The following is a 25833-nucleotide window of genomic DNA, read 5'->3' on the forward strand; positions in this document are numbered from 1 at the left end:
ATTACCGCTGTAGTTGCTAGTGTCTCTGTCATGACATCGCGCGCTTTTTCCAACCGAATCCTGCGGTCAGTCGCAGCTATCGCCACGCTCGGCTTGACGACGTTCATCTACGCGAACCAAATCGAACTGCGCGCATTCAAGCTCCACCGTGTGCAAGTTCCCGTGCTGGCACCCGGCACGCTCGCCCGGGCGGGAAAGCGCGAGGGTGAACCTTTCCGGATTCTGCATGTCTCCGACTTCCACATGCTCCCCGATCAGAAGCTGAAGCAGAAGTGGGTTGCCAGCCTCGACGCTCTGAACCCTGACCTGGTGATTAATACCGGCGACAACCTGGGAAGCGACAAGGCCGTCCCAAGTGTCCTTACTGCGCTTGGCCCTCTGCTCAACCGTCCGGGTGCCTTCGTGTTTGGTACGAATGACTACTTCGCGCCGCGGCCTGTCAATCCGCTGAAGTACCTGACGGGCAAGAAGCGCAAGCCCTCACGTGTCGAACTGCCGTGGCGCGACATGCGTGCTGCGTTCATCGAGCGCGGTTGGCAGGATGCCACCCATGCGCGGCTGGAGTTTGTGGCAGGTGGCGTGAAGGTGGCGTTGTCCGGCGTGGATGACCCTCACCACGAGTTGGAAGACTATTCGCAGATCGCCGGTGCCCCGAATGCGGATGCCGACATCGCCATCGGCCTGTCACATTCCCCTGAGCCGCACGTGTTGGACTCCTTTGCAGAAGACGGCTACGACCTGGTGCTTTCCGGCCACACACACGGTGGCCAGGTCTGCTTACCTGGCGGAAAGGCCATTGTGACCAACTGCGGCATCGACCGCTCGCGGGCCTCGGGGTTGTCACGCTGGACCGAGAAGACATGGCTGCATGTCTCCAATGGTCTTGGGACTTCCCCGTACGCGCCGGTGCGCCTGTTCTGCCGCCCATCCGCGACCTTGATTGAGGTTGTGGAGCGGGATTCGTAGTTCGTAGGGTGGGTGCGGTTGGGGGCTGCGGCTACATCTGAGGGACTGAACCTGCACCACCGTCCACCCCATAGCCCGTTAAGCAGGCGTTTTGCATTCCGCCTCGGCATCGGGCTAAAGTAAGTCCTCGCAAGCACAGCACTGAGACGCATGTTCCCAGTTTGTGTCTGTGGCCTCGGGGTATGGCGCAGCTTGGTAGCGCGCTTCGTTCGGGACGAAGAGGCCGTGGGTTCAAATCCCGCTACCCCGACCAAGTAAAAACCCTCTCTCACCTAGAGTTATCCAAGTGCGGGAGGGTTTGTCATTCGCTACTTTTCGCCGCTGTTCAGGACTAATAGACAAAAAGTGCGTCTAGTTCTCAAGACAGTGACTGGTCAGCCCCCACTGCGGCAGCACCACAGCCCGGGGTTACGTGGCAAAACTGACAGCCCGAAAATTCACAACCCGAAAACTTACGGGCTGCAAATGTGAAACTGTGCAACTTTATAGCACTTTCATCCCATTTTTCGGGTCATTTTTGCCATAAGCGAGGTCACTAACTCGCATTGGTCCGCCACCGTTCATCACTGGTTTCACTATTTTTTCACTACTGAATCCACAGAGCTTCAACCCCATTCCCCCAAATGCCCCTTTCACCCCGCATGGAGCAATTTCGTGGCTGTTAACCTGTAGAAGTACGAACTTTTTTACAAGCAATGTGAAAGTAGCCCCCAAGTGACGCACCTGGCACCAGCTCTGGCATCAGCCAGCTCCTATACAGCCAGCCCACCGTCGGCGACCGCACCACCAGACCAGACATTGGCTTCTGAGTTTGCGTCCGGCGGCGTATCGGCAACATTGAATTCTTTAGATTCCGTTCTTTCTGCCCCGGCAACAATTACCACCCAAGCAGGCAGCGCCGCAGAGCACACAACAACGCTCGCAGCCCAAGCCGCCCAAGCAGCCCAAGCCACCACCGATAGCCTGACCCTCCTCTCGGTCCCGCTGTTAGTGGCGGTCGCCTTAGCCCTGACCCCGCTGTTTGTGAAACTCCTTGGTCGTCACGCAGGCTGGCCCATTGTCGCGTTCTTCCTCGCGTCGGTGGTCCAGCTTTCGCGTGTAACGGGCGATGTCCTCGACGGCACCACCTTCACCTGGTCGCGTATCTGGTCCCCGGAGATGAACGCGGCGTTTGCGCTGAAGCTCGATCCCCTCTCCCTGGTGTTCAGTTTCTTGGCGCTGCTCGTGGGCTCGATAGTCTTCATCTATTCCACCGCGTATCTGCCGCCGAAGAAATCCGCGATGAGCTTCTACGTCCTGATGACGGGGTTCATGTTGGCGGTTTTGCTCCTCGTGCTTGCCGACGACATCATGCTCCTCTTCATCGGGTGGGAGCTGGTCTCGATGGCGTCGTTCCTGCTCATTGCAAGGTCGGGCTCCTCGGGCGAGCTGGGCTCGTTGCGCACACTCCTGCTGACCTTTACCGGTGGCCTGCTTCTGCTGGCCGCTCTCGGCGGTGCTGTGTGGCTGACGGGTTCCACGAACCTCACCGAGGTTTTGGCTTCGCCTGAGTGGGAGGCCAACCCGGCAGCGCGCAGCCTCATTGCCGCGTTGGTGGCCCTGGGCGCTTTCACAAAGGCAGCTCAGTTCCCCTTCCACGCTTGGCTTCCCGAGGCCATGGCGGCGGCAACTCCCGTCTCGGCTTTCTTGCACGCTGCGGCCGTCGTCAAGGCGGGCGTATACCTGCTGATGCGTTTTTCCACGGTCTTCGCGGATGTGCGCATCTGGCAGTTGCTGCTGATTGTCATGGGTATGTGGACGGCTGTTGCCACGGCTTACTTTGCGCTGCAGCAGACTGACATGAAGAAGCTGATTGCGTACTCGACGGTCTCGCAGCTGGGTTGGATTGTCGCCACGATTGGTGTGGGCACGAAGTTCGCCATTATGGCTGCGGTTGTGCACACCATTGCGCACGCGATGTTCAAGTCTTCGCTGTTCATGATGGCCGGTGTGGTTGATCACCAGGCGGGCACGCGCGACATTCGTCGTTTGGGTCCGCTGTGGAAGCAGATGCCGTGGAGCTTTGGCTCCATGATTTTCGGTGCGGCATCGATGGCGGCAATTCCGCCGTTCTTCGGCTTCATGTCGAAGGAAGGCATGCTCACCGCATTCGAAGGCGCGCCGTTGACCAATACCGGCGTGGTCATCCTGCTGACAGTGGCGGCGATCGGTGCGATTGGTACTTTCGCGTACTCGGCACGTTTGGTGTTCGGTGCGTTTGTGGATGGTCCGCGAAACGTTGACCACATCAATGAGGCCCCGATTTCGCTGTGGCTTCCGGCCGCCATTCCTGGCGTGCTGAGCCTGCCTGCAGCGTTTGCTGCCGGCGCTATTTTGAACCGTCCGCTGGACCGCGTAGCGGATACGGTCGGTCAGCTTCCAGCCGGCACGACTCAGGAATCGCATTTGAGCCTGTGGCACGGCGTAAACGTGCCGCTGATTATCTCCCTAATTGTGCTGGCAGTCGGCGTGGGCTTCATCTTTGCCCGCGCCCGCGTCAACGACATCATGGCAGACCGTAAGCTCTTCCCATTCACCGGTGTGGAGGCAATCAACGCGTCGCTGACTGTCTCGCAGCGCGTGGGTCGCGCGATGGGCAAGGTGGCACGCTCCCACCAGCCATCGCGCCACCTGCTGCCGCTGCTTGGCCTGCTTGCGGTATACGCCCTGGCTATCGCAATTGGCCCGGGTGTCGGAGGCGCTCCGGTGCTGCCGAAGATCGACGGCATCGACCGCCTGACCGACCTGATTCCGCTGGCTGTTGTCCTAATCGGCGTGTGGGCCACGCTTCGGGCGAAGAACCGTCTGCAGGCGGCTGTACTGCTCAGTGTCACCGGTGTTGGTGTCACGCTGCAGATTCTCCTGCTGGGCGCCCCGGATGTGGCATTAACACAGTTCATGGTGGAAATCCTGACCGTCGTGCTGATGATGCTGGTGCTGCGCTTCCAGCCGCGTGCTTTCTCTGAGACAACCAGCAGCCGCCGTGCTTCCGCCGCGGTCGTGGCGGTTGCTGTGGGCTTGGCTACATTCGGCGCGGTGTGGTTCCTCACTGGCCGTCGTCAGTTGCCTGAAGTCGCGCAGTGGTACATCGACAACACGGAAAAGGTCACGGGTGAGACCAACATTGTCAACGTGATCCTGGTTGAGTTCCGTGCTTTCGATACCATGGGTGAGCTGGCGGTTCTCGGTATGGCGGGTGTCGCGATGGCGGCGGTTGTCACGTCGATGCCGCGCTTCCCGCACCTGCTCGATCAGCCTTCCCCGCTTGCGGAGCCCGCACTGAACTCCATCATGATGCGCTGGCTGGTTCGCTGGCTGGCGCCGGTCCTGTTCGCGCTGTCTGCTGTGGTCCTCTACCGCGGCGGTACCGCCCCGGGCGGCGGCTTCAACGCGGCGCTAATCGGCGCCGCTGCCGTCATGCTGATTTACCTGTCCAAGGATCGCGACGAGCTGGTCTTCGGCCAAAAGACCCCGGTGGTGCTCAGCGCCGCGGGTGTCATCACGGCCATCGTCACGGGCTTCATCGGATTCGCCAAGGGATCGTTCTTGGCACCGCTGTACGGCGAGTTCCTGGGCCAGCATCTCACCACGGCATTGCTTTTCGACGTCGGCGTGTACCTGGCCGTCATCGGCATTGTGGCAACCGCACTGAATCTCCTGGGCGGCCCGAACCGTCCTGGTGTGACCGGGGCCGACGATGTGATGCAGGATCTCTACCCAGACCGCTCGAGCTTGCGGGTGCCGCCAAAGGTGGGCGTATTCGCTGCAGAAGCGGAGAGCAACCCAGCTCCCGCTCACACCCCCGCTTACGCCACTGTTGAGGAGGCCAAGAAGTGATTATCGCCATCATGGCTGCCGTCCTCGCAGGCGGTGGCACATACCTGGTGCTGCAACGCGGCATGCTGCGCACCATCATCGGTATGACTCTGATTTCCCATGCCGCGAACCTGATTATTTTGTCCACTGGTGTGGGCGCCTGGCGCGGCGAACCGCTGCTGGGCACCGATTCCGCCGCGACCGCTGGTGCCAGTGCTGCCCAGCAGACGGCCGACCCACTACCGCAGGCCTTCGTGCTAACCGCCATCGTAATTACCATGGCGGTGACTGCATTCATGCTGGCACTGGCTGGTTTGGGCCACGATGATGACACGCGTATCCACGAGGACCGTGAGGCAATGCAGCAGTTGTCGACGGCTGGTCGTCGTACCGGTAAGCACATCCCAGTGGATTCTGACTCCACGGTCACCGGCACCCCAGGTGTATCTCCGGCTCCAAGTACGTTCCCGCGCGAGACCCCGTACGGCGGTGACGAGAAATGGTAGAAGCCTCTGCAATGACCTCGGCAATGTCCCCTTCAACTCTGTCTTCACTGCTGCCACTTTTTGCGGCAATCCCGCTGATTCTGTCGGCGGTCACAGCCATCCTGCCGAAGCTGTGGATGCGCGCGACTATGGGCATCCTGGTCCCAGCGCTGTCGTCGCTGGCTGCGTTTTGGGTGATGTTCTACGTCGCTGAAAACGGTCCGGTCGGCCACGGTGTGGGCGCGTTCCCCGGTGGTATCTCGATTCCTTTCCTGGCGGACACGTTCTCCATGCTGATGCTGGGTGTGGCCGCCGCGGTGGTGGCCATCGGTAGCTGGTTCGCCCATGTCGCGGGTGAAAACACCTCTCGTTTCTTCCCCTCCCTGACGCTGATGATGCTGTCCGGTATGTCGGGTGCTTTCCTGACTGCCGATCTGTTCAACTTCTTCGTGTTCATGGAGGTCATGCTGCTGCCCTCCTACGGCCTGATTGCAGTAACTGGAACCTGGCACCGCCTGGCTGCTGGTCGTAACTTCGTGCTGGTCAATCTCTTGACTTCCACGGTGCTACTGATTGGTGTCACGCTGGTCTATGGTTCGGCGGGCAATGTGAATATCGCAATGCTGGCTAACATGGCCAGCGAGGGCGGCCCCGGAGGCACGGGTGTGGTCGCGCTGGGAATTGTCATCATTGCGCTGTGCGTGAAGGCCGGTTTGGTTCCGGCGCACACGTGGCTGCCGAGGACGTATCCGTCGACAAGCCCTGCGGTGATGGCGCTGTTCTCTGCGGTGCATACGAAGGTTGCGGTGTACATGCTTTTCCGCATCTACGTCGTGATTGTAGGCATGAACCCCTCTTGGCACTGGCCGATCATTATCATCATGGCGATCTCGATGCTGGTCGGCGCATTTGCGGGCCTCGCGGAGAACACTATGCGCGAGGTGCTGGCGTACCAGATGGTCACGGGCATGCCGTTCATTCTGATTGTGCTGGCGTTCACGGATGCTAACGACGGCCACGGCGCCAAGGCGGCATTGGCTGCGGGTATCTTCTACGCAATCCACCATATGGTGACTGTTGGCGCCCTCATTCTGGGCTCCGGCGCGGTGGAAGAGACCTACGGTACGGGTACGCTCTCCAGGCTTTCGGGACTTGCCCGGCGCGACCAGGCAGTCGCTTGGGTCATGGCGGCAATGAGCTTCTCCATTGTTGGTTTCCCACCGTTTTCCGGCGTGTGGGGCAAGGTCGGCATTGTCTTTGCCTCTGCAGCTACTGGCGATGCCCGCTCGATCGTCGCGATTACGGCGATTATTGTTGCCTCGCTGGGATCGCTGCTGGCCATGATTCGCCTGTGGCGCGCGGTCTTCTGGGGCCGGCCGATGCAGGGCGTGGATGATTCAGTTCGCGTTCCGGGCGCGCTGGTTGCGCCGTCGGCCATGTTGGCGATTGTGTCCGTGGCAATGTTCGTTGCCGTCGGTGCCGTCACGTGGGCGACCACCGGTGCGGCTGATGCGCTGCTGAATATTGATGGCTACCGCGAGGCCACACTCGGCGGAGTTGAAAACGCCATCGGAGGTATTTACTAATGAAGTTCCTGCATATTATCCGCTATTCCCTCTGGCTGGTGTGGCAGGTCATTGTGGCCGCAACGGACGTGGTGGCTGACACTTTGCGCCCGAACCAGAAGCAACAGCCGGTGCTCATCGGACTGCCGTTGCGCGTGAAGTCCGACCTAGAGGTCACTCTCTTTGCCGAATCCATCACCATGACCCCGGGCACGCTGGTCTGTGGTGTCCGTGAGACCGACGCGGGACGGTTGTTTATCATCCATGCAATCTTCGGTGCTGACTTGGATGCGCTGTATGACTCCCTCTATGACATGGAGGAGCACCTCGTGCCCAGCCTCCGCGATGTCCCCCGTCCGAAGGCCTTCGTCTTCGAGGAGTACAACGCAGACCAGTTCATAGACCCGGACGCTGTCGTCGGCGTTGCTGCCGAGGTCGACCGTGGTCTGCCGCTGCCGGATGGCATCGCCTCCAACGGCAAAGACAAAGGAGCACGCTCATGAACGACACATTGATCGACCCGACCGCGGTGCAGGTAATTAGTGGCATTGGCGTTGCTCTGTGTTCAGTGGCACTGCTTGTTGGCGTGGTACTGATTTTCCGGGTCAAGGGCAACGTCTCCCGCGCCGTGCTTTCTGACGCCGCCTTCTACCCCATGGTGGGAGTGTTCCTCACAACCGCCATGTTGCGAACTACGGCCATCACTTTCGATATTGCAATGTTGGCGGGTCTGCTCGGCATTTTGTCGACTGTTGGCCTGGCCCGAGTTATTTCCCGTGGCCGCCGCTAAGACCAATTAAGGACGAATCGCAATATGAGTATCGCTTCAATTCTTGTAACTATATTGTTTGCCGTGCTGGTCATTGGCGGATCTTTGTATCTGCTCCTGGCAGGCGTAGCAATGTGGCGCTCCAAAGATGCACTGAGCCGGTTGAATCAGCTTTCGGCTGGAATCATGGTGGGTATTCCCGCACTGGTTATGGCCAACTTGGTCTTAGAAGCCGACCAAGGAGACCTGACCTGGGGTAAGACTCTCACTGCCATTCTGGCCATTGTCGCCGTGCTGGTCGTCGCCACAGTCGCTTCCGAGGTTCTTGGACGCGCGGTCTTGGGTGCTCGTGACGGCTCCGCTGAGGACTATGAGCCGGAGCGGTAACTAGCGGCCACATCCTAGAATCCGCTCTATACAAAATCATAGAAAAGCCCTAGCGTTTACCAGGAGAAACCATCTTCCCCCGGTAACGCTAGGGCTTTTGTTAAGCGCCTTTGCTTTACGACGGACACAGCGCCGCGTAGCCCAAGCAGCGAGTTACGCAGCGGGTTAAGCAGCCATGCAGGCCTTACTTCGTAGCCTTGAAGCGCTTCTCCACCTCGGCACCGAGCCAGGAATCAACGTTGGTCCAGTACTGGTAGACACGCTGTTCCACCTCTGGGGAAACTCCCTGCATGGCGCCGACGATGTTGTCCGCCAAGCGATCGCGCTCGGCGTCGTCCATCACGTTGCGGACGAGGTCGCCTGGCTGAGAGAAGTCGTCATCCTCAGGGTGCTGCACGTACGCGCCGGCGTAGAACTCTTCGCCCACGCTCTCCCACTGGCCGAAGACACTGGCATCAACCTGTCCAGCGTGACCCGAGCGAACCGGGCATCCTGCAGCTTCAGCCGCAGCTGCAGTATCGCCCTCCGGACCGCGAGCGGAACCGTTAGAACCGTAAACCGGCAGCGTCGGGTCTGAGTAGTGGTAGGTGCCGTAACCGTCCTGCGAGAAGGAGTTCACCGGGCAGCGAGACTGGTTCACCGGCAGCTGATCATGGTTGACACCCAGGCGGTAGCGGTGCGCATCAGCGTAGGAGAACACACGCGCCAGCAGCATCTTGTCCGGCGAGAAGCCGACACCCGGCACCGTATTCGATGGTGCGAAAGCGGCCTGTTCAATCTCGGCGAAGAAGTTGCCCGGATTGCGGTTCAGGGTAAAGTGGCCGACTGGAATCAGCGGGTAGTCCTTCTGGGACCACGTCTTGGTCAAATCGAAGGGGTTCACCTTGTAACCCGCGGCTTCGTCGTAAGGCATGATTTGCACCTTGACGTCCCAGGTTGGGTAGTCGCCGCGCTCAATTGCCTCGAAGAGGTCCTGGCGGGCGTGGTCGGTATTTTCGCCAACCAGCTCAGCGGCTTCATCGTCCGTGAGGAACTCCCAGCCCTGACGGGTCTTGAAGTGGTACTTAACCCAGAAGCGCTCCCCTTCAGCGTTAATCCACTGGTAGGTGTGGGAGCCGAAACCGTCCATATGACGGAAGTCCTTCGGAATGCCGCGGTCACCCATTAGGTACGTGACCTGGTGTGCAGACTCTGGTGATGCGGTCCAGAAATCCCACTGCATGTTGGCATCGCGCAGGCCGGTATCCGGCAGGCGCTTCTGCGAGTGGATGAAGTCCGGGAACTTAATGCCGTCGCGGATGAAGAACACTGGAGTGTTGTTACCCACGATGTCGAGGTTGCCCTCGTCGGTGTAGAACTTCAGCGCAAAGCCGCGCACGTCACGCCAGCCGTCCGGGGAACCCTGCTCACCTGCGACGGTGGAGAATCGCGCCAGCATCGGCGTGACCGTATTCGGCTGGAAAACCGCGGCCTTGGTGTACTTGGAGACATCCTCGGTGACGGTCAGCTCACCGAAAGCGCCGGCACCCTTAGCGTGCACAACACGCTCTGGAATGCGCTCACGGTTGAAGTGGGCGAGCTTTTCCAGCAGGTGGATGTCATGGAGGTTAATACCTCCCTGTTGGCCATTCGTTTGTGAGTGCTGCTCCGTGGGAACCGGCGCACCGTTGAGGCGAGTGGTCGGACCATTGGAGCCTTCATAGAGATTCGACATGGGGGATTTCCTCCTGACAATGAGGGGATAGACGGCAGAAGCAATATGCCCTCAGTGCCCTCCACCCTACACGAACTTTCATATTTTGCCTATCAGTCGCCTGCAATTGATATATGGCCCTAATTATTATTCCGATTAGGTTCGCTATATCGGCGTGACACACTCAACCGAAAAAAGGGCAGATTTTCCCCCACAACAACCACACACAATGACCGTCGAAAAGCGCTTACCGCGCTGCCATGCAATACCTATCAGCACTGCCCAAAAGACCTCAAAAGGTATAGCCAGCACTACTGGTGAGGGCAGAGGAAAAGGGTAGGATTTCTCAAGTACCACGCTGTTATTTTGAATTCTGATCGGACACTTCTGCAGACATGAAAAAACCAGGGCGGGGCGCCAAAGCGCTCACATTCTTCAAGTACACGCTGGCTTTTCTGGCGACTGTTGCACTCCTCAAGATTGCATTCTTCCCCGCTAACGACGAAGACTTCGCGCAAGCGACCGGCGATTTCTCGCAACCGACCACGGAGCTATCCTCTCAGCGCATCAATAACACGCAGAAGCTATCTGCCACTATCGTTCCGGACGAGCCCACGGTGATTCGCGCCAACGCTTCTGGCGAAATCACCGATGCCTATGTCAACAGCGGTGGCAACGCCGTGGAGGGACAAAACCTGCTCCAGGTGAAGAAAACCTCGATTTCGGATGTTGCCAGCACCTCCGGCAGTGCGGATTTCGGTGACGAAAACGTTGCAGCGGCCGCGCCTGAAACCACTGTTACCTGGGGGAACATCACTGCTAAAGCTTCAGGTACTGTGCAGTGGGATATCGTCATCGGACAGACGGTCGAGATTGGCCAGGAAATTGGCACAATCTCACCAAACACTTTCCACGCCGTAGCGCCTATTAAGCCAAGTCAGCTGTACTCGCTCGGCGACTCGATTAGCAATGGCAAGCTCGCTATCACCGATGGCCCGGCCCCATTTTTGTGTGATTCGGTGAAGACCGTCACGGGAGGTGGCGCAGGCTCAGCTGGCGCTGGCACCGGAGATGGCGCGGGCATGGGCGCCGGTGCTGCAGGTGGTTCCTCGGGCGGCCCACAGCTGCGCTGCGACATTCCAGCAAATCAAACCGTCTACGAAGGGGTCCCCGCAACGTTGATTCTTGGCAGTGGCACCACCTCTGAGGTTCCGGCGCTACCGGTTACCGCTGTGGAGGGGCGCTTCCGCGAAGGTGTTGTCTACGCTCCAGCTAAGGATGGCGGCAAGCCCACCAAAATCAAGGTTGAGCTGGGCGCCAACGATGGCACATTCATTGAGATCAAGCGCGGCCTGAAGGAAGGCCAGCAGGTTCTGGAGTACGTGCCTTCCTTCAAGGACGAGTTCGCCGGCGACGGAACTGACGACGGCACTGACACCGGCGACTCCGGATCCGAGAAGTAGGCCCGCGCCATGCTTAGTTTGACTGCCGTCACTCGTACGGTGACGCTCCCCAACGGCGAGGCGCTGCCCATTTTGAAAGGCATCGATCTCGAGGTGCCACGCGGCGAACACCTCAGCATTATTGGCCAGTCCGGCTCTGGTAAGTCAACGCTGCTGAACATCATCGGCATGCTCGATTTGCCCGATTCCGGCACCTACACTTTCGACGGCACCGACATTTCCACCCTGTCGGACCGCAAACGCGCCGCGCTCCGCGGCGATAATTTGGGATTCGTCTTCCAGCAGTTCAACCTCTTCCCCTCCCGCACCACGCTGGAAAATGTCGAGGTTCCGTTGATGTACGACCGAGGCGAGAAGTTTTGGAATCGCACTGAGCTTGCCGCCGCGATGCTGGAGCGCGTCGGCCTGGGCGACCGTCTTGAAGCGACGCCCTCTCAGCTTTCCGGCGGTGAGCAGCAGCGTGTGGCGATTGCCCGCGCGCTCGTGCGCCAACCACAGCTCATTCTTGCCGATGAGCCCACCGGCGCACTTGATGTCGACACCGGCAAAGTCGTCATGGATCTGCTCGAAGAAGTCGCCGCGGAAAACAACGCCGCATTGATTGTGATTACGCACGATTTAGAGGTCTCCGAGCGCGGCGATCGGGTGCTTGAGCTTCGCGACGGTCAGTTGCACGCCGACTCCGTCCTACTATCTGCCGCCAACGCCATGCACAACTTCGAGGAGGTTGCCGATGACGACGACTAAAGAAACAGAATCGAAGTCACGGCCGTCATTCCTCTATGCGGCAACTCCTTATCTCGGAGCGCTGTTGGAAGCATGGCATGAGCTGCGCATTAACCGTGGCCGCATCATGCTGTCCCTGGTCAGCGTGGCCGCCGCAGTGTGGGCTATGACCACGGTCATCGCCCTCGGCAATATCCTCACCAGCTCTCAGGACGCAGTCACAGCCCAGAGCACAGGTATCGCCGGCACTGTCACCTTGACCGCCGGAGCAAGTACTTCCGACTCCGAGGATGGCTCCGATTTCGGCGGCGGTGACTTCGGCGATGGCACGATGGCCGATAGCTTCGGCAGCTTCGGAGGGCTCGGCATCGGCGGAAACGGCCCTGACGATTTGAGCGTCATCAACCCCGATGGCTCTATCAATGACGCTTTTTCCACTGCCGCACACCGTCTAGTGGAGACCACTCATGCCAACTTGTGGTCGCGAGTTCGTATGCAGCCAGCCACACCCGTACAAAATGTGAATGCCTGCGATCCGGATGATTACGAGTGCGTTTCGCCAGCCACACCCGAGTTAATCGCCGCCGACCCCGGTTGGTTTGATATTTACGCCCGCACGATGGTGCAGGGGCGCCGGTTGGAAGATGCCGATGGCCAGCGCTTGATGAACCCCGCTGTGGTCAACGACCAGTTCTACGAGAGCCTGGGCAACCCTGCGCTAGCCGACCACCCCACCTTCACGTTGCAGGAAACAGGTGACACCACTTTCACCGTGGTGGGAGTGTATAAGTCACTGGGTTCGTGGGACGCACCGAGCATTGTCACGCACTATGACTCCTTCCTCAATGCCGGCTACGAGGGTCCGGTGGGTGAGCCGCAACTTCTCGTCGCAACGCCTGAGGAGTCCGCGAAGGAGAACCAGAAGGCGTTGCACAACATTTTCCAGGCGGAGCTCGGCCCCAGCTGGAAGGTGAATACCTCGCTGTCTGAGAAGGACACGGAGATCTCGCAGGAGCTAAACAACACCATCACCACTGCGCTGGGCATTATCGGCGGTATTGTGATTGCACTTGGCGCGTTGGGGCTGCTCACGGTCTCGATTGTCACCATTGGTCACCGCGTCCGCGAGATTGGTATTCGTCGCGCAATGGGCGCGTCGGCAGGCAGGATCTTTATCTCTGTGTTCCTGGAGTCGATTGTTGCCACGACAGTGGCGGGCGTGGTCGGCGTGATCGCCTCGATTATCACGGTCAAGCAGCTACCACTGGACAAGATGCTCGCGTTGCCGCTGGAAACAGGTACCGTGGCCTACCCCGTCACGGCCGCTGTCATCGGCGTGTTGGTTGCGACTTTCGTAGGCGCACTGGCGGGTATTATCCCGGCCACGATTGCAGTGCGCGTCAAGCCCATCGACGCCATCCGCTTCTAATAGCAAAGCCCCCTGATTCGCCTGGCTGCCTCGTCCCTTCTTCACCTGCTTCTTCCAGGTGAGACCGTCTTGAGGCCACGTGCAGCCAGGCAAATTAGCTTTGGGCGTGAAGTTGCTAAGCTATTGCCATGACTCCCGCACATCTCGTCTCAAATGACGAGCACATCACGCAGCTGGCGCTGAAAGCCGGCCGCGGTAATCAAGCTGCGCTGACGGAGTTTGTGCGACTCACGCAAAAGGATGTGTGGCGTCTGCTCGCGCATCTGGGCGGGGTTGATGCTGCTGATGATCTAACGCAGGAGACATACCTGCGTGTCATGGGGGCGCTTCCCCGCTTTGCAGCGCGTTCGTCTGCTCGCACGTGGCTGTTATCACTGGCGCGGCGTGTGTGGGTGGATTCGGTCCGCCATGATTCGGCACGTCCGAAGAAGTCAGCAGTAGAAGTGGAAAACGCTGCCGAGCAGTTCACGACCGGCGAGTCGTGGTCAGAGCTCGCTGACGCCCGCGTGCTGCTGGAGCAGCTGTCGGAGGAACGCCGCGAGGCCCTCATTTTGACGCAGGTGCTGGGTTACTCCTACGCGGAGGCCGCGGAAATCGCAGGGTGCCGCGTGGGCACCATCCGCTCCCGCGTCGCCCGTGCGCGCCGCGATCTGGTTGCCGCGCTTGACGACGGCGACAGTGCCAGCGGCGACTCAGCTGCTGTTTAGGCCCGCTCCGACCAGGGAACCTAGCTAGCCGTTGTAGGTTGTCTCCCCCGCGAAGCTGACTAACAATCCAGTTCGATTTTGTAGGTCGAGGCGATATCCGCATGCCCAAGGGCATCACGCATATCACGCTCCGCGTTTTTCAGGGCAGCTACAACAGTGGGGAGGCTCGCCTGCGGCGACATCGCCACAGTCACTTCTAAGGTCGGGATTCCATTATCACGGTAGACCCGCGAATCCGCCTGGTTGATGTAGGCGTTGCGCTCTAAATCGGTGCACACCGCATCGGCAACATCGGCGACCGGCAGCGAAATCTCTCCTAACTTTTCCTGTGATTCCGATGCGGAAACCGTGCTGAACCGGTGCGATCTCAGATTAGCGACCACCAAGCTGCAGCCGACCACCGCTAGGATCGCTGTGATTACACCGAGGACGGGAACATACCAGCTTTGCTCAGGTATTTTTTCCCAGGATTCCATCCGCCCGGTGTCGTGAAGCCACTGTGCGGGAGCGACATCGAAGTAGCTCGCAATTGCCCATGTTGCTACCAGCAGTAGCAGCGCTGAGAAGAGGAACAGCACAATTCGGTCGAATACGCTTACTGATGTTTTCACTTGTCATCACCTTCGTATCCGCCGTGACTTCCGGAAGCAAGTGCCGTGCCATTGTGGAGTTCTTGGTAGTCAGACTTATGCATCCAAACTGGCAGGTTGCCATCGCCATCGACGCGTACATACCGGCGCGGGGCAGGAAGAAACACCGCGATGAGCTGTCCCAGCCCATAGATTGCAGCGAGGATTCCGACGAGGAGCAACACCCATGACGCGGCTGAGTCCTGTGGGTTGCTGAACCAGTCGAATGCTGGCTGTAACCATGAGGTGCCGCCTGAGCCATTAGCACTGATGATTGCTTCTCTACCTGCGACTACAGCCGCTGCAATCATCAACAGACCGGCGAAAACTCCCAGCCCGCGGACCTTCGGTGATTGACGCGGGTCACGTCCCTGGCGAGTTTCTACTGACTCGTCCGGGACCACCGCGGCCGATGACCTCTCAGTCGGCGTCATAGGGTGTCACCTCAATCTTTTTCAGTGGGCGCGGCTCTGGCGTGCTTACCACCACGGTACGTGGTTGTGGCACGGATACCGGGCGCAGCTGCTCCTGTCGCGGTGCGCGAACTTGTTTCAACCGGGTTGGACGCGGCACTTTAACCGGCCGCAATAGCGCTGGTCGTGGCGCCTTAACACTAATTGTGCGTGGCGACGGCACTCGTACCGGACGCAGCTTTGATTGCCGGAGGACACTCACCTGCACCAAGGACGTCGGCTTTGGTGCTGCGACTTTTCGCAGCTGTATTGGCCGTGGAGTTGGTGTGCGACGCACCTGTACCGGCTTCGGCACCGAGGTGCGGGTCACTGGCAGCGGCGGTGGTGCAACAATGCGTCGGACTGGTTGCGGCTTCGGTGCCTTAACAGCCACAGCTGGTAGTGGCTTCGGCTGCGTGACAAAGCGTACCGGTTGTGGAGCAGGCGCTGGGACACTGCGTACTCGTTCTGGACGCGGCGGAGTAATGCTGCGTACCGGCTGCGGTGCCACCGGAGTAATGCTGCGCACTGGCTGAGGCTGCGGTACTGAAATACTGCGCACTGGCTGCGGCGAAGGTACAGCGATGGACTGCACTTCTGGGACCCACCGCACCTGTGGGGCGGCTACTACCTGCTGATTCACCCGAACGGGTGTCAGCTGCGGGTGACCCGAAAAGTGCGCCAAGTCCTCTCTGGTGACACGCACGTGCCCGGGTTCGACGCTGTCGATGTCAACATCGACGGTGACATTTTCAAGACCGGCCATATCAACGAGCCAGGTTGCGACGCTGGAACGAATGCGCACTGCAATTTCCGCTGTCGGCGCTGGCCAGGACGCGACAGCGCGAACTCCGACTCGAATTGCACTAACGACGCTTGTCGTGGCAGGATTGGGGGCAATCTCACTGTCGATAGAGACAATTGGATAGTCGCGCCCTAGAACACGGGATTGGTCGAGCGTGCCGGGAACCGTGCGCACGGCCATCTCTACGATGCGGCGGATTGCCTTTTCGCTTACGACGGTGGTGCCACGCGTTGTTGGAACGTGGATAGTCACCGTCGGCGGCCTCCTCGGTTGAACTTACGGTTGAGCTCGGGCGCATCGATTTTTCCATCGAGTACCGCACCGGCTGCACCGGCCAGACCTCCGAAGGCAATAACCGCAAGAAAACCCGTGAAACCACCAATCATTGCGGCGAAGCACAGGACAACGGCAATCGTCGCGAAGGTCTTTGTGTAATTATCGAACATGAAATTCCCCTTTATACGGGCTTAACTGCCCATTCTGCCCGGCCTCGACGCGCAATAGTTGTTAGCTACTGAACGCGTGGCTGCTCCTTGGGCTCGTTAGCAGCCGCGATGGCCTTGCGCTGCTCTTCGCGCTGCTTAGCGGCCTCTTCTTCGCGCTCCTGCGGGGTCTGGTAGTCGGTGTGAACATCGGAAACATCGACATTGACTTCAGTGACCTCGAGGCCGGTCATACGCTCAACGGAGCTAATGACGTTCTGACGGATAGCCTCCGCCAGTTCGTGGATGGCAACGCCGTACTCGGCAATGATGGTGACGTCGACTGCAGCCTGGCGCTCGCCAACCTCAACAGCAATTCCCTGGGATACGTTGGCGCTACCGCCGGAGACAAACTCACGGACGGAGCCAGCGAAGCGATCCATGCCACCGCCAAGGTCATAAACACCGGAGACCTCGCGGGTAGCAATGCCGGCAATCTTGGAGACGACGCTGTCGTCGATAGAGGTGTGGCCGTGGCCGGTTCCCTTATTCGCGGAGTCCGAGCCAGCCTGAGTTGCCTGGGTGTTCTTAGCAGTGTTCTTTGTGTTGTCAGCCATGATGTGCCGTTCCTGTTCCTCAGTGATGTAGACGAAATGTCTGGACAAAGCCGATGCTATAACTGCCACAGGCAACCTGCAGTGCGGCTAGGAGTACATAACTGCGAGAGAGCCCCTCCAGCAGGGATTTCGTTATAAAAGTCTCTTAGAAAACTGGATTACAGACTTGATGTGCTTTTCTTCCCCGGCATCACGGAGAACTCTGTAATTTCTAGATTATCCCTGCTTGGCAGCAGGATATGACCTCTCATTTACTATTCTGGCATTACGAACGAGCCCCACGTGCCAACCGCTTGCTAACAAATTCGATAACTTTGGATAACGATTGACAACTCGCAGCAAGATTCCACATTTCGGCAGTGACTTAGTACCGTCCGTAATCGGAACTCGTGCGCGCCGCGATTTGGTTGCCGCGCTTGACGACGGCGACAGTGCCAGCGGCGACTCTGCTGCTTCTTAGAAATTGTTAAAGGGAGCTGCTCACTTTGCGTGAACAGCTCCCTTATTTTGTGCTGGCCTCAAGGCTATGGCCTAGCTCGAACCAACTTCCTAGTCCTGGCCGCTATTACCGCGTCGTGCAAAGTACACACCAGCGGACACAATAACTAGGCCAATCAGAGCGACAACACCCACACCGATACCACCGGTCTTGGGCAGTTTGCCTGAGTAGACATTCGCCACAGTAATAATGCTTGCATCGTTATCATCGACACTTGCTACACCAGTATTCGCGGCATCAATCTCAACAACAGACCTTCCATCCACCAGCTTCAGCTCAAAAACAATTGGGTTTGGAAGCAGCGAGTACTGCTGACCATTAACGTTTGGTGCCTTAGTTTCGACCAGCTTGTACTTACCAGCAAGAAGCTTGGCGTCTTCCGGTAGCTTCAGCCTCGAGTTGTCTCCCTGCACTGGCACTAGTTCAATACCTTCATCAGAAGCACCGAAGTCAGTAACGGATGCGGGATAGACGGTAAACCGCGCACCATCAAGAGAGACGGCCTGGTTATCCGCATCTACCTTATGCACCGAGAAAACTAGCGGTTCGAGCTCGGGGTCAACACAGGCCTGGTTGTCGGCTACCGGATCAGGCTCTTGGACTTCACCTTCCAAGCTCACAGCATTGAACATCGAACGAGGATTATCTGGGCTCGACGGGTTTGCGGACTCACACTTTTGGTAAGTACCGTCCAAGATGCTCTTCTGAGTCTTCGGATCGACCCTCGCAGTCACCTTCACCGTTATCTGCTTAGTTTCGTTGCCCTTGAACTCTCCAAAGATTTCAGGTTTGAACTCATAGCGGTGATCATCTCCCAGTTGAGTGGCATCAATGGGGTCGCCATTATACTCGAACTCAACAGTCTTAATCGTCATCCCATCAGGGAAAGTGACCGTATCAATGACCGGCGCCTTAAGCGTTGCCTTGTCATCACTGTTGTTAGTCACCGAGATGTCGTAATATGCCGTGACTTCACCGTTCTTCACCGGTGCCTTCGGCTGATTACCATCTGTATCCTTGTCCTGATCTTCATGTGGTGTCTTCGCTACATGGAACGAGCCACCCTTCTGGTTCTGGACAATGCAGTGAACTGCCTTACCGGTACCAATTCCGACATTGAAACCCAATGAATCATTCGGGTCATTGATAACCTGTTCGCCCGTAGCTACTGCATTTGGGTCAGTCAAGTCCACGGATTCACACTTCGCGTTGAGTCCATCTTGCTGGTGGATGCTAAACCCATCCTGCATAATCTCGCGAATTGAAATAGTGCCGTTCTTGTGCGGCTCGGCAGTCTTGAACTTGAAGACCACCTCACCGTCGTCGTTTGTGGTGCCCGTAAACCCGGTTGTCCCGTCTAGCAGGCTCGCAGTCAAGTCGCCTTGGAGATCATAGCCCTCAAATTTCCAGCCTGGGACCTTTTCCTGCAGAACGTTTCCGTCGCTATCAACGATCTGCTTCTGCACAGTCAAAGTTCCCGCACAAGTTTCTGTAGCGGCATCTTTCAGCTGCTGGGTGAGATAATTGTAGTTGGTGATCTCGTGTAGGCCATCGTTTCCCGGACCAACCAAGGTGCCCATAATCTCAATAGCTGTATTGTACGAAGGGGCATAAACCTGCGAGTAACCTTGCGCAGGTACTCTCTTTGACCATATCGTCCCTTGCTGATTTGCAACATTCACGTTATAGCTCCATCCGGATCCAACGACAGGCGTTGAGGCGACTTCATCCTCAAGTCGGAAATAATACGGATTACCACTTTCAGTGACGTAGTAGTTCCCCAGTGTTTTTCCGACACCTTCTTGGTAGGCATACCTCAAATCGGGATTTGTCCGCACTACACGAAATTGTCCCCGCGGAATGTCTGCATAGTCTGCTCTCACATAAGTGCTACCGTCCGTGAACGGGACCCAAGCTACATCACCACCGTAACCGACATCATCTTTCAAAACTGGAGTCCGCCGATGGAAGTTGCCAACGGCGAGCGCCTCGATACGAGTTCCACCATTTTTTATCTCATTAGCTGCTTTAATCGCAGAGGTGATGTCGTAGTTGTGCGTAATTCGTCCAGCATCCCCTGTCCAACCATCGATCTTCGCGCCATTAACATTCCTTGGCAACAAATCATCGTTAGTGGTCGGAGCACCATCTGTGATGAAGTAAACGACATCGTACTTAACACCAGAATTCTTTACGTTTTTCAGCGCCCCTTCCCAGTTCGTACCACCCCAGTCTCTAAAGGCATCAGTCTCTGAAGCACCACCATGAGTGTAATTTGCGACAGTCCGCAGAGCAGTATTTACCTGGTCAGGATCTTGCAGGTCCAGTGCATCATAATCACGGGTATTTTCAACTGGAGCGTTGGTACCGAAGTTATATAGTCCAACAGTTGTCGGAGTGCCTGCCAACGCCCCGACCACTTCTCGGCCTGCTCGACGAGTTTGCCCTAATCCATTTTCACCAATCGAATTCGACAAGTCGAAAACAAGGGCAATATTCAAACCACATCGCTGAGGAAGCGAAGGATTATCTGCAATCGGTAAATCCCGCCAATCCCCATCGATAAGACGGGGATCAGAAGCCTGCCGAGTTGCACGCATGGGAGCAGGTGGACCTGATCCGATGTCCATTTCGAGTTCTTCCGACTCAGTGGCTTCCGCATCCTCGTCAACGCTCGGAGTTTCCGTCGCAGTGCTCGATTCGTCTACTTTGGAAGTATCCTTCTGTTTCTCTGAGCTTTTCTCTGCGGGCTCAGATACTTCAGTCTCAGTTTCCTCTGGCTGAGATTCAGTGCTCTCAGAAACTACAGTTTCTTCTTCCTCATCCTGCGCCCACGCAAAAGAAGTATGCCCACCGACCAAAGAAGCCAGCACCATCAAAATGGTTGCAAGTGTGGCAATTGTTTTCCGATACAACTTGTAGTCTTGCATCTCCGCTACACCTCATCCTCTTCCTCGCGAGGCTTACTCTTAGTAGTAATCAGCACCGCACCGCCGCCAATCAATACAGCCGCAATACCAGCCAAACCCGCAGCCTGAACGCCAGTAATTGCCAACGAACCACCAGGCTCCCCAGGCTTACCCGGCTTTCCAGGAGTAGTCGTCACCCTTGGGGGCGTTTTTGTCACCGGAGGCGGAGTTGGACCAGGGGTAGTCGGCGGCGGACAGGGCTCATCCGGAGGACACTCGCAATCCTCAGGAACAAACTTCGCAACTACAGTCGGCTGATAATTCCACGTACCATCCTCAGCTACCGTCGGCACGACAACAACCATGTCCTGCGGCTGCGGATAGTACTTCGTCGAATCCTTCGGCGGCCGAGCGGTAACCACATAAGCACCCGGCTCCAAACCCTCGAACCGTGCGATGCCGTTCTCGTCCGTCACGGTGGTGAAGGAATCACCTCTACCGACGTTCTTCAAGTCAGCTGCGGTTAACCCCGCAGCAGCCTTGTAGCCCTCTTCCGTATTAATAGGAGCAACATCCAGCTTCGTCACAGTTACGCTATAACCTGCAGCTCCCCCAAGAGGCAACTCAGACTCATCACGAGGCTCCCCGTGACGCAAATCAGGAATCACCAGGGTTAAGTCAACCGGCTGATTCATATCAATCGACGACGCCGGGGGCGCATCCCGGAAACCGGTAATTGCCGCCTGAGCAACGGGAGAGCCGAAGTCTCCTGGAATCGTCGTCAAGCCCGGCGCAACTGCAAGCACTGAGGCGGCAGCGACCGCACTAGTGAATGCAACCTTCAAACGCCGACCCGCGAAGAAGCGAGGCCGACGAAAGCTCTCGGTGTTTTTAAAATTCATAATCACAGATCTTCTTCATAGTTGTGATCGGAATCGGCAACGGTATCGCCGAAGTTTTCTTGATTTTCCTCGCTACTGTCGCGAGCCTGACGCACGTACCACCAAATAAGGCCACTCAACCCGAGAACGAACATCGCAGATAAGAGATACATCCACCACTGCCAAACAACGCCTTCAGTTTCATCGAGGGCTGCTGCCTCTTCCTCAGAGATCGGAACTTGGTGTCCTCGAACCAAGAGGCGGTGGGTGTTAATCCCGTAGGGAGTACACGTCACCAGGGTGACGTAATCTTTCCCAGCTTCGGCCCGAAGAGACTCAACCTCATGTGGCAGAACGGTCTTGATTTGGTCCACCTGGTACTTCAACTTATGCCCAGCAACCTGGATGAAAAAGGCATCTCCTTTTTTGACATCCTTAAGGTTGTCAAAAAGAGTCGCGGTTGAAAGCCCCGTATGCGCAGTTAACACTGAGTGCGTTCCAGGGCCTCCGACTGGGAGATCTGTGCCGAAAAGATGACCAACACCCTTTTGCAGCGTGTCTCCCTCGGTGCCGTGGTACACGGGCAAGTCTGACTTAATGGATGGAATAATCAAACGCGCCATTGCTTCCTGCGCATTCAAGGTCGCAAGATAGTCAATGTAATCCTGATTATCCGGTACAAAACGGCTAATCCAAGGGTCAAGAATTGGGCCACTTGCTCGTTCGGAGTTATAGCGATGAGCATCTTCCCATTGCTTATTTATAATCTCCGGCGGAGCGCCCTTCTGTAGTTCAGCATATTCAGCCGCGGCGCGATTCTGCTGCCAGTTGTTCCACTGAGTCGACACAACTGGATACAAGATGATGAGCAGACCAATGATGATGAGAATCGCAGGCACAGCCTTGTTACGGCTTAGCTGATTTAGCCAATCCGCGAACTTCGAGGTTTGCTGTTTTCCCTTGACCTCACCTTTGGTATTGGTGGTTTCACCACCTACTGACGGGTCTGTCATATCCAATTCCCTTAGCTGATCGCCACAGTATTACGTAAAGCTCTTAATATTTAGGCGTCCAACCGGACAGTTTTCACACAATGTCGATTATGGCGTTCTTAATGCCACAGGCACACACTGCGAGAAAACTGCCCGGTTTACGTGAACTATCAACCACAAAGTGGCCGACTTTAGGCCAACGAACCTTTTCGGGTTCACTGGCCCAAGCACCAGCTTTACCATCCCTCCACTGAGGTCCGGTTCACTAGCGCTCAATCGGCGACTGGGCTTTGTGGTTCAGCAATGAGCGCCTACCCACAAAAACCAGTTCCCCGATTACCCAAGAGCCTTAGGCCTTGGAACCACGGCGGGCGAACCATGCACCAGCTGCGACGATGGCAGCACCGATGGCAGCCAGGATGCCAACACCAGCACCACCGGTCATCGGCAGGTTAGGAGTGGTGTCGTCGGAGTTAACAACCTCGCCCTCGTTAGCACCAACCTGGACGGAAGCCAGCTGGTAAACGCGCTCCGGGGAAGTCTCGGTAGCAACCAGCTTGAACTCGAGTGCCTCCGGCAGCAGCTCCTTGCCCTTCGGAGCCTTGGTCTCAATCAGGCAGTAGTGAGACTGTTCACCCTCGACAACCTCAGCATTGTTCTCGAAGTCGTTGACGTGAAGACCAGTAATCTTGACGATACCGTCCTGGCCAGAGACGAAGGTGGTCTTAACCTCGCCGCCCTGCTGACCATTAACCGGAGTCCAGGAATCCTTCTTGGTGGTATCAATATCGGAGCACTGCTTGCCAGCCTCCTGGCGAACAATCTGGAACTCAGCGCCTTCCAGACCGTTGCGGTCGCCATCAACCTTCTTGAACTTCAGGCCACCCCAGTAGGTCTTAACCTCCGGAGTCTCCTTCGGGGTATCGCTCTCTTCGCCACCCGGGTTGTTCTGGAATACCAGAGCCTTGTTCGGTGCGATATCGGTAGCTTCCGCGAACTCAGCCTTCAACTTGGTGGTGATAGTAACAACAACCTTGTCACCAGTACCAAGAGTCTTCGCAATGTCAGAGTTCAGATCGACATCGACATTGTTGCCCTCGAAGAACTTGCCGTCCTTATCGTTGGCTTCAGTCAGAGCCTGCTCTGCACCGTCTGCCTTGACAATCTTGGCCTCAACCTTGGTGATTTCCAGCTTCGAGTCAATCTCGTCAGTGACCTTGAACTGGGTGCGCTCCACGTTTGGCTTCAGCTGACGAGCAGTACCTGTGACGGTGTAGACCAGATTTTCGTCACCAGCGTTCTTGTCCTTATCCGTGACAGTCTTGGTCGGCTCTTCGTCCTTGTAGTTCTTCGGGAACGCATGGACATCGTAGTTCCAGGTAGTGCCCTGAGTCTCTGCGCCTACCTGACCATTGCTGGTCATCGGAACGAAGGCAATGAACGGAACAGCCGGGTCATAGCCTTCCTTCGGGCCGGTCTCAACAACCAGGTAAGCACCGAGAGGCAGTTCCGTACCAACGTTCCACTTGCCATCCGCATCGGTCGTGCCCGTCGCAACCTCTGTCAGGACACCGTCAGGCAGACCATCCTTGAGTGCAGCACCCTGTGAGAAGTCACCGGCCTTCAGCTTCGAAGCAGCCAGCAGCCCCTCGTTAGTGGTGACGTCAATGTCGGTAGCACCGTCGGCAGTCTTATTAATCTTGTACACAGTAAAGCCGACGCCCGAAAGCTTTTCGCCACCGTTGGCAATAACGTTGTCAACGTCAGCTGCAGTACCAGACGGCTGGCCTTCATCGGTCGGATTACCGAACTTGTGAATGGTGAGCGAGCCCTTGGCTGCCTTATTCACCAGCGGGGAGTCGCCAGCAGCCTGGTTGATGGCAGTGTCCTGAGCGATAGCAACCGGAGCGGTAACGCCCATCGACAGACCAACGATTGCGGCGAATGTTACGGAACGAGCCGTACGAGAAAACTTGTTCACGCGAAAAATCCTTTTCAGTACGAGCGAACGAAGGATTTCTTCGCTCACTGGTTACCTGACCCACTCCAACGCTAATCCCGAACCTTTCAAGACCAACGTTCCCAATGAATCAACACTTAGACAACTCTCAGGGAACTATCGCGGATCACGCATCATCTTAATTGCAGGTAAAAAGGCTGTAAATCTGATTTTTCCCTCTTCGCCAGTGCTTACGCATAGTCACATTCCCCATCCGCGTTAAGTATTTTTGATTTATTGGCCAATATGCCCAGGTCACCCCCCCCGACACTCATTTTCCGGGCAATATTATCTCGCTATTGGTGATTCAGGATATCCCCAGAAATTACATACATCCCCACCCCTAAAGTGGGCTAAAACCCACCTTTAATACTTCTAAAAATATCATTTACGCAGCGCAACAGAGTTTTCCTCGCGGAGGAGTGTCCCACCCAATAACGACTAACCCCTTTTGCTCAACCCGGCTTATCTTCCCCCTATCGCCTACCGCCCCGCCCCTGCTACCGACCACCGTAACACCCCACAGGTCCCACAACGCAGAAAAGCCCCGGACACCTTTGAACTGCTCCCCATTAGTTGGACTGAGAAACCAGTTACCGACTAGTGGGGAGTTGTTTTCATTGAGAGCACGAAGTTCGCTAAGTGAATATCAGCGCGAGCAATTGGTTGAACTATTTGAGCAAGGCATGGGTTATACAGCCGCTGCCAATGCCCTTGGTGTCTCCAAGTATGCCGCCCGTATGCTCTATCGTCGGTTTAAGCTACATGGCAGGCTATGTCTTGTGGAGAAACCGACAAAGCAGCAGTACTCGTTTGAAATCAAGAAGGAAGTTGTCCAACGCTACCTTGCCGGCGAGACAAGAATGGATCTTGCCCGCGAGTTTGGCCTATCATCAGACCAGCTCGTCAAAGATTGGACCAGGACATGGCGCACAGGCGGCGATGACGCGTTGACACCGAAGCCGAAGGGCAGGCCCAAAGGCTCGGCTGCACCGAAGCGGCTTACAGAAGAAGACAAGCTGCGCCGTCAGATCGCACGGTTGGAAGCGGAAAACGCGTACTTAAAAAAATTGCGGGACTTGAGGAACCAGGGACACGCCTGAAAGTCCAGGCGATCGTCATCCTCAAGTCTCACCACCGCTTGGAATATCTCCTAGAGGCAGCAGGCATGCCGAGGTCGACGTTCTTCTACCACCAGAAACGACTCAACAAGCCGGATAAACACGCCGTTCTCAAGCAAGCGATTCGGGAAAGCTTCGAACGGAACAAGCATCGCTACGGCTATAGGCGAGTCCTACTTGACCTACGCAACCAGGGCTGGGTGGTCAACCACAAACTCGTGTACAAACTCATGCGCCAGATGGGGCTTCGAGCCAAGATCCGCCAACGTAGACCTTATGTTTCCTACACCGGGACGATCAGCCGCATTGCTGACAACACACTTGACCGCAAATTCACCCCAGATAAGCCAAACACCGTCTTTGTCAGCGACGTCACCGAGTTCAGGGTCGCAGGCCGCAAGGTCTACCTGAAGTGCCCCGGGTTTTGTTCCTAGGCGTTTGCCTTGATTTCTATTATTTCCT

At 57.0% G+C, this 25833-nt stretch carries 22 protein-coding genes, 1 tRNA gene and 1 pseudogene; 14 read left to right on the forward strand and 10 right to left on the reverse strand.

The window, feature by feature from the left end:
- Window positions 1–30 precede the first annotated feature (30 nt).
- From Q0U90_RS09885 to Q0U90_RS09920, 8 genes are all read left to right on the forward strand, one after another.
- On the forward strand, window positions 31–966 hold the full coding sequence (locus Q0U90_RS09885) for a metallophosphoesterase (protein ID WP_297454466.1): 936 nt from the start codon (window positions 31–33) through the stop codon (window positions 964–966).
- Window positions 967–1142: 176 nt separating this feature from the next.
- Window positions 1143–1219 (forward strand) — tRNA-Pro (locus tag Q0U90_RS09890).
- Between the two features lie 461 nt (window positions 1220–1680).
- Window positions 1681–4842: a DUF4040 family protein gene (locus Q0U90_RS09895; RefSeq protein WP_297454402.1), complete on the forward strand. Its 3162-nt coding sequence runs from the start codon at window positions 1681–1683 to the stop codon at window positions 4840–4842.
- Window positions 4839–5327 (forward strand): cation:proton antiporter subunit C, encoded by a 489-nt coding sequence (locus Q0U90_RS09900; RefSeq protein ID WP_297454405.1) that lies wholly within the window; start codon window positions 4839–4841, stop codon window positions 5325–5327. Before Q0U90_RS09895 ends, Q0U90_RS09900 begins: the two co-directional genes overlap by 4 nt.
- On the forward strand, window positions 5321–6892 hold the full coding sequence (locus Q0U90_RS09905) for a monovalent cation/H+ antiporter subunit D family protein (protein WP_297454409.1): 1572 nt from the start codon (window positions 5321–5323) through the stop codon (window positions 6890–6892). The genes Q0U90_RS09900 and Q0U90_RS09905 overlap by 7 nt, the downstream gene beginning before the upstream one ends.
- Entirely contained in the window at window positions 6892–7374 is a 483-nt protein-coding gene (locus tag Q0U90_RS09910; RefSeq protein WP_297454412.1) for a Na+/H+ antiporter subunit E, read from the forward strand. The genes Q0U90_RS09905 and Q0U90_RS09910 overlap by 1 nt, the downstream gene beginning before the upstream one ends.
- Window positions 7371–7661 carry a monovalent cation/H+ antiporter complex subunit F gene (locus tag Q0U90_RS09915; RefSeq protein WP_297454415.1) on the forward strand — a complete coding sequence of 97 codons (291 nt, stop codon included), beginning with the start codon at window positions 7371–7373 and terminating at the stop codon, window positions 7659–7661. The genes Q0U90_RS09910 and Q0U90_RS09915 overlap by 4 nt, the downstream gene beginning before the upstream one ends.
- Window positions 7662–7685: 24 nt before the next feature.
- Window positions 7686–8027, forward strand: coding sequence for a monovalent cation/H(+) antiporter subunit G (locus Q0U90_RS09920; protein ID WP_297454418.1), 342 nt, complete (start codon window positions 7686–7688; stop codon window positions 8025–8027).
- A 184-nt stretch (window positions 8028–8211) separates the two neighbouring features.
- On the opposite strand, the gene Q0U90_RS09925 is transcribed toward Q0U90_RS09920, so the two are convergent.
- Window positions 8212–9741, reverse strand: coding sequence for a catalase (locus Q0U90_RS09925; protein ID WP_297454421.1), 1530 nt, complete (start codon window positions 9739–9741; stop codon window positions 8212–8214).
- 374 nt (window positions 9742–10115) lie between these two features.
- Between Q0U90_RS09925 and Q0U90_RS09930 the strand changes: the two genes are divergently transcribed.
- The 4 genes from Q0U90_RS09930 (at window position 10116) to Q0U90_RS09945 (ending at window position 14045) form a co-directional block, all read left to right on the forward strand.
- Window positions 10116–11183, forward strand: a complete 1068-nt coding sequence (locus tag Q0U90_RS09930) for a hypothetical protein (RefSeq protein WP_297454424.1) — start codon at window positions 10116–10118, stop codon at window positions 11181–11183.
- 9 nt (window positions 11184–11192) lie between these two features.
- Window positions 11193–11930 carry an ABC transporter ATP-binding protein gene (locus Q0U90_RS09935; RefSeq protein WP_297454427.1) on the forward strand — a complete coding sequence of 246 codons (738 nt, stop codon included), beginning with the start codon at window positions 11193–11195 and terminating at the stop codon, window positions 11928–11930.
- On the forward strand, window positions 11917–13338 hold the full coding sequence (locus tag Q0U90_RS09940; protein ID WP_297454430.1) for an FtsX-like permease family protein: 1422 nt from the start codon (window positions 11917–11919) through the stop codon (window positions 13336–13338). The genes Q0U90_RS09935 and Q0U90_RS09940 overlap by 14 nt, the downstream gene beginning before the upstream one ends.
- 128 nt (window positions 13339–13466) lie before the next feature.
- Window positions 13467–14045 carry an RNA polymerase sigma factor gene (locus Q0U90_RS09945; protein WP_297454434.1) on the forward strand — a complete coding sequence of 193 codons (579 nt, stop codon included), beginning with the start codon at window positions 13467–13469 and terminating at the stop codon, window positions 14043–14045.
- Between the two features lie 59 nt (window positions 14046–14104).
- Here the strand turns inward: Q0U90_RS09945 and Q0U90_RS09950 are convergent, their stop codons facing one another.
- From Q0U90_RS09950 to Q0U90_RS09970, 5 genes are all read right to left on the reverse strand, one after another.
- Complete coding sequence (locus Q0U90_RS09950) at window positions 14105–14656, reverse strand: alkaline shock response membrane anchor protein AmaP (protein WP_297454437.1); 552 nt, start codon at window positions 14654–14656, stop codon at window positions 14105–14107.
- Window positions 14653–15108 (reverse strand): hypothetical protein, encoded by a 456-nt coding sequence (locus Q0U90_RS09955; RefSeq protein ID WP_297454440.1) that lies wholly within the window; start codon window positions 15106–15108, stop codon window positions 14653–14655. The genes Q0U90_RS09950 and Q0U90_RS09955 overlap by 4 nt, the downstream gene beginning before the upstream one ends.
- On the reverse strand, window positions 15095–16183 hold the full coding sequence (locus Q0U90_RS09960) for a hypothetical protein (protein WP_297454443.1): 1089 nt from the start codon (window positions 16181–16183) through the stop codon (window positions 15095–15097). Before Q0U90_RS09960 ends, Q0U90_RS09955 begins: the two co-directional genes overlap by 14 nt.
- Window positions 16180–16377: a hypothetical protein gene (locus Q0U90_RS09965; RefSeq protein ID WP_005511694.1), complete on the reverse strand. Its 198-nt coding sequence runs from the start codon at window positions 16375–16377 to the stop codon at window positions 16180–16182. Before Q0U90_RS09965 ends, Q0U90_RS09960 begins: the two co-directional genes overlap by 4 nt.
- A gap of 65 nt (window positions 16378–16442) precedes the next feature.
- Complete coding sequence (locus Q0U90_RS09970; protein ID WP_297454449.1) at window positions 16443–16970, reverse strand: Asp23/Gls24 family envelope stress response protein; 528 nt, start codon at window positions 16968–16970, stop codon at window positions 16443–16445.
- Window positions 16971–17295: 325 nt separating this feature from the next.
- Here Q0U90_RS09970 and Q0U90_RS09975 point away from each other — a divergent pair, with 325 nt between their 5' ends.
- Window positions 17296–17430, forward strand: coding sequence for a hypothetical protein (locus Q0U90_RS09975; RefSeq protein WP_297454452.1), 135 nt, complete (start codon window positions 17296–17298; stop codon window positions 17428–17430).
- An 89-nt stretch (window positions 17431–17519) separates the two neighbouring features.
- Here Q0U90_RS09975 and Q0U90_RS09980 read toward each other — a convergent pair whose 3' ends face one another.
- From Q0U90_RS09980 to Q0U90_RS09995, 4 genes are all read right to left on the reverse strand, one after another.
- Window positions 17520–20399 (reverse strand): LPXTG cell wall anchor domain-containing protein, encoded by a 2880-nt coding sequence (locus Q0U90_RS09980; protein ID WP_297454455.1) that lies wholly within the window; start codon window positions 20397–20399, stop codon window positions 17520–17522.
- Between the two features lie 5 nt (window positions 20400–20404).
- Window positions 20405–21280, reverse strand: coding sequence for a cell surface protein (locus Q0U90_RS09985; protein WP_297454457.1), 876 nt, complete (start codon window positions 21278–21280; stop codon window positions 20405–20407).
- Window positions 21281–21282: 2 nt separating this feature from the next.
- Window positions 21283–22272 (reverse strand): class C sortase, encoded by a 990-nt coding sequence (locus Q0U90_RS09990; RefSeq protein WP_297454460.1) that lies wholly within the window; start codon window positions 22270–22272, stop codon window positions 21283–21285.
- A 328-nt stretch (window positions 22273–22600) separates the two neighbouring features.
- On the reverse strand, window positions 22601–24232 hold the full coding sequence (locus Q0U90_RS09995; protein ID WP_297454463.1) for a SpaH/EbpB family LPXTG-anchored major pilin: 1632 nt from the start codon (window positions 24230–24232) through the stop codon (window positions 22601–22603).
- A 777-nt stretch (window positions 24233–25009) separates the two neighbouring features.
- On the opposite strand from Q0U90_RS09995, the pseudogene Q0U90_RS10000 reads away from it, so the two are divergent.
- Window positions 25010–25781, forward strand: a pseudogene (locus Q0U90_RS10000) (IS3 family transposase); the annotation flags it as partial.
- Between the last annotated feature and the right edge of the window lie 52 nt (window positions 25782–25833).

Origin of the sequence: uncultured Corynebacterium sp. (assembly GCF_946998835.1) — a bacterium.
Lineage (GTDB): Bacteria > Actinomycetota > Actinomycetes > Mycobacteriales > Mycobacteriaceae > Corynebacterium.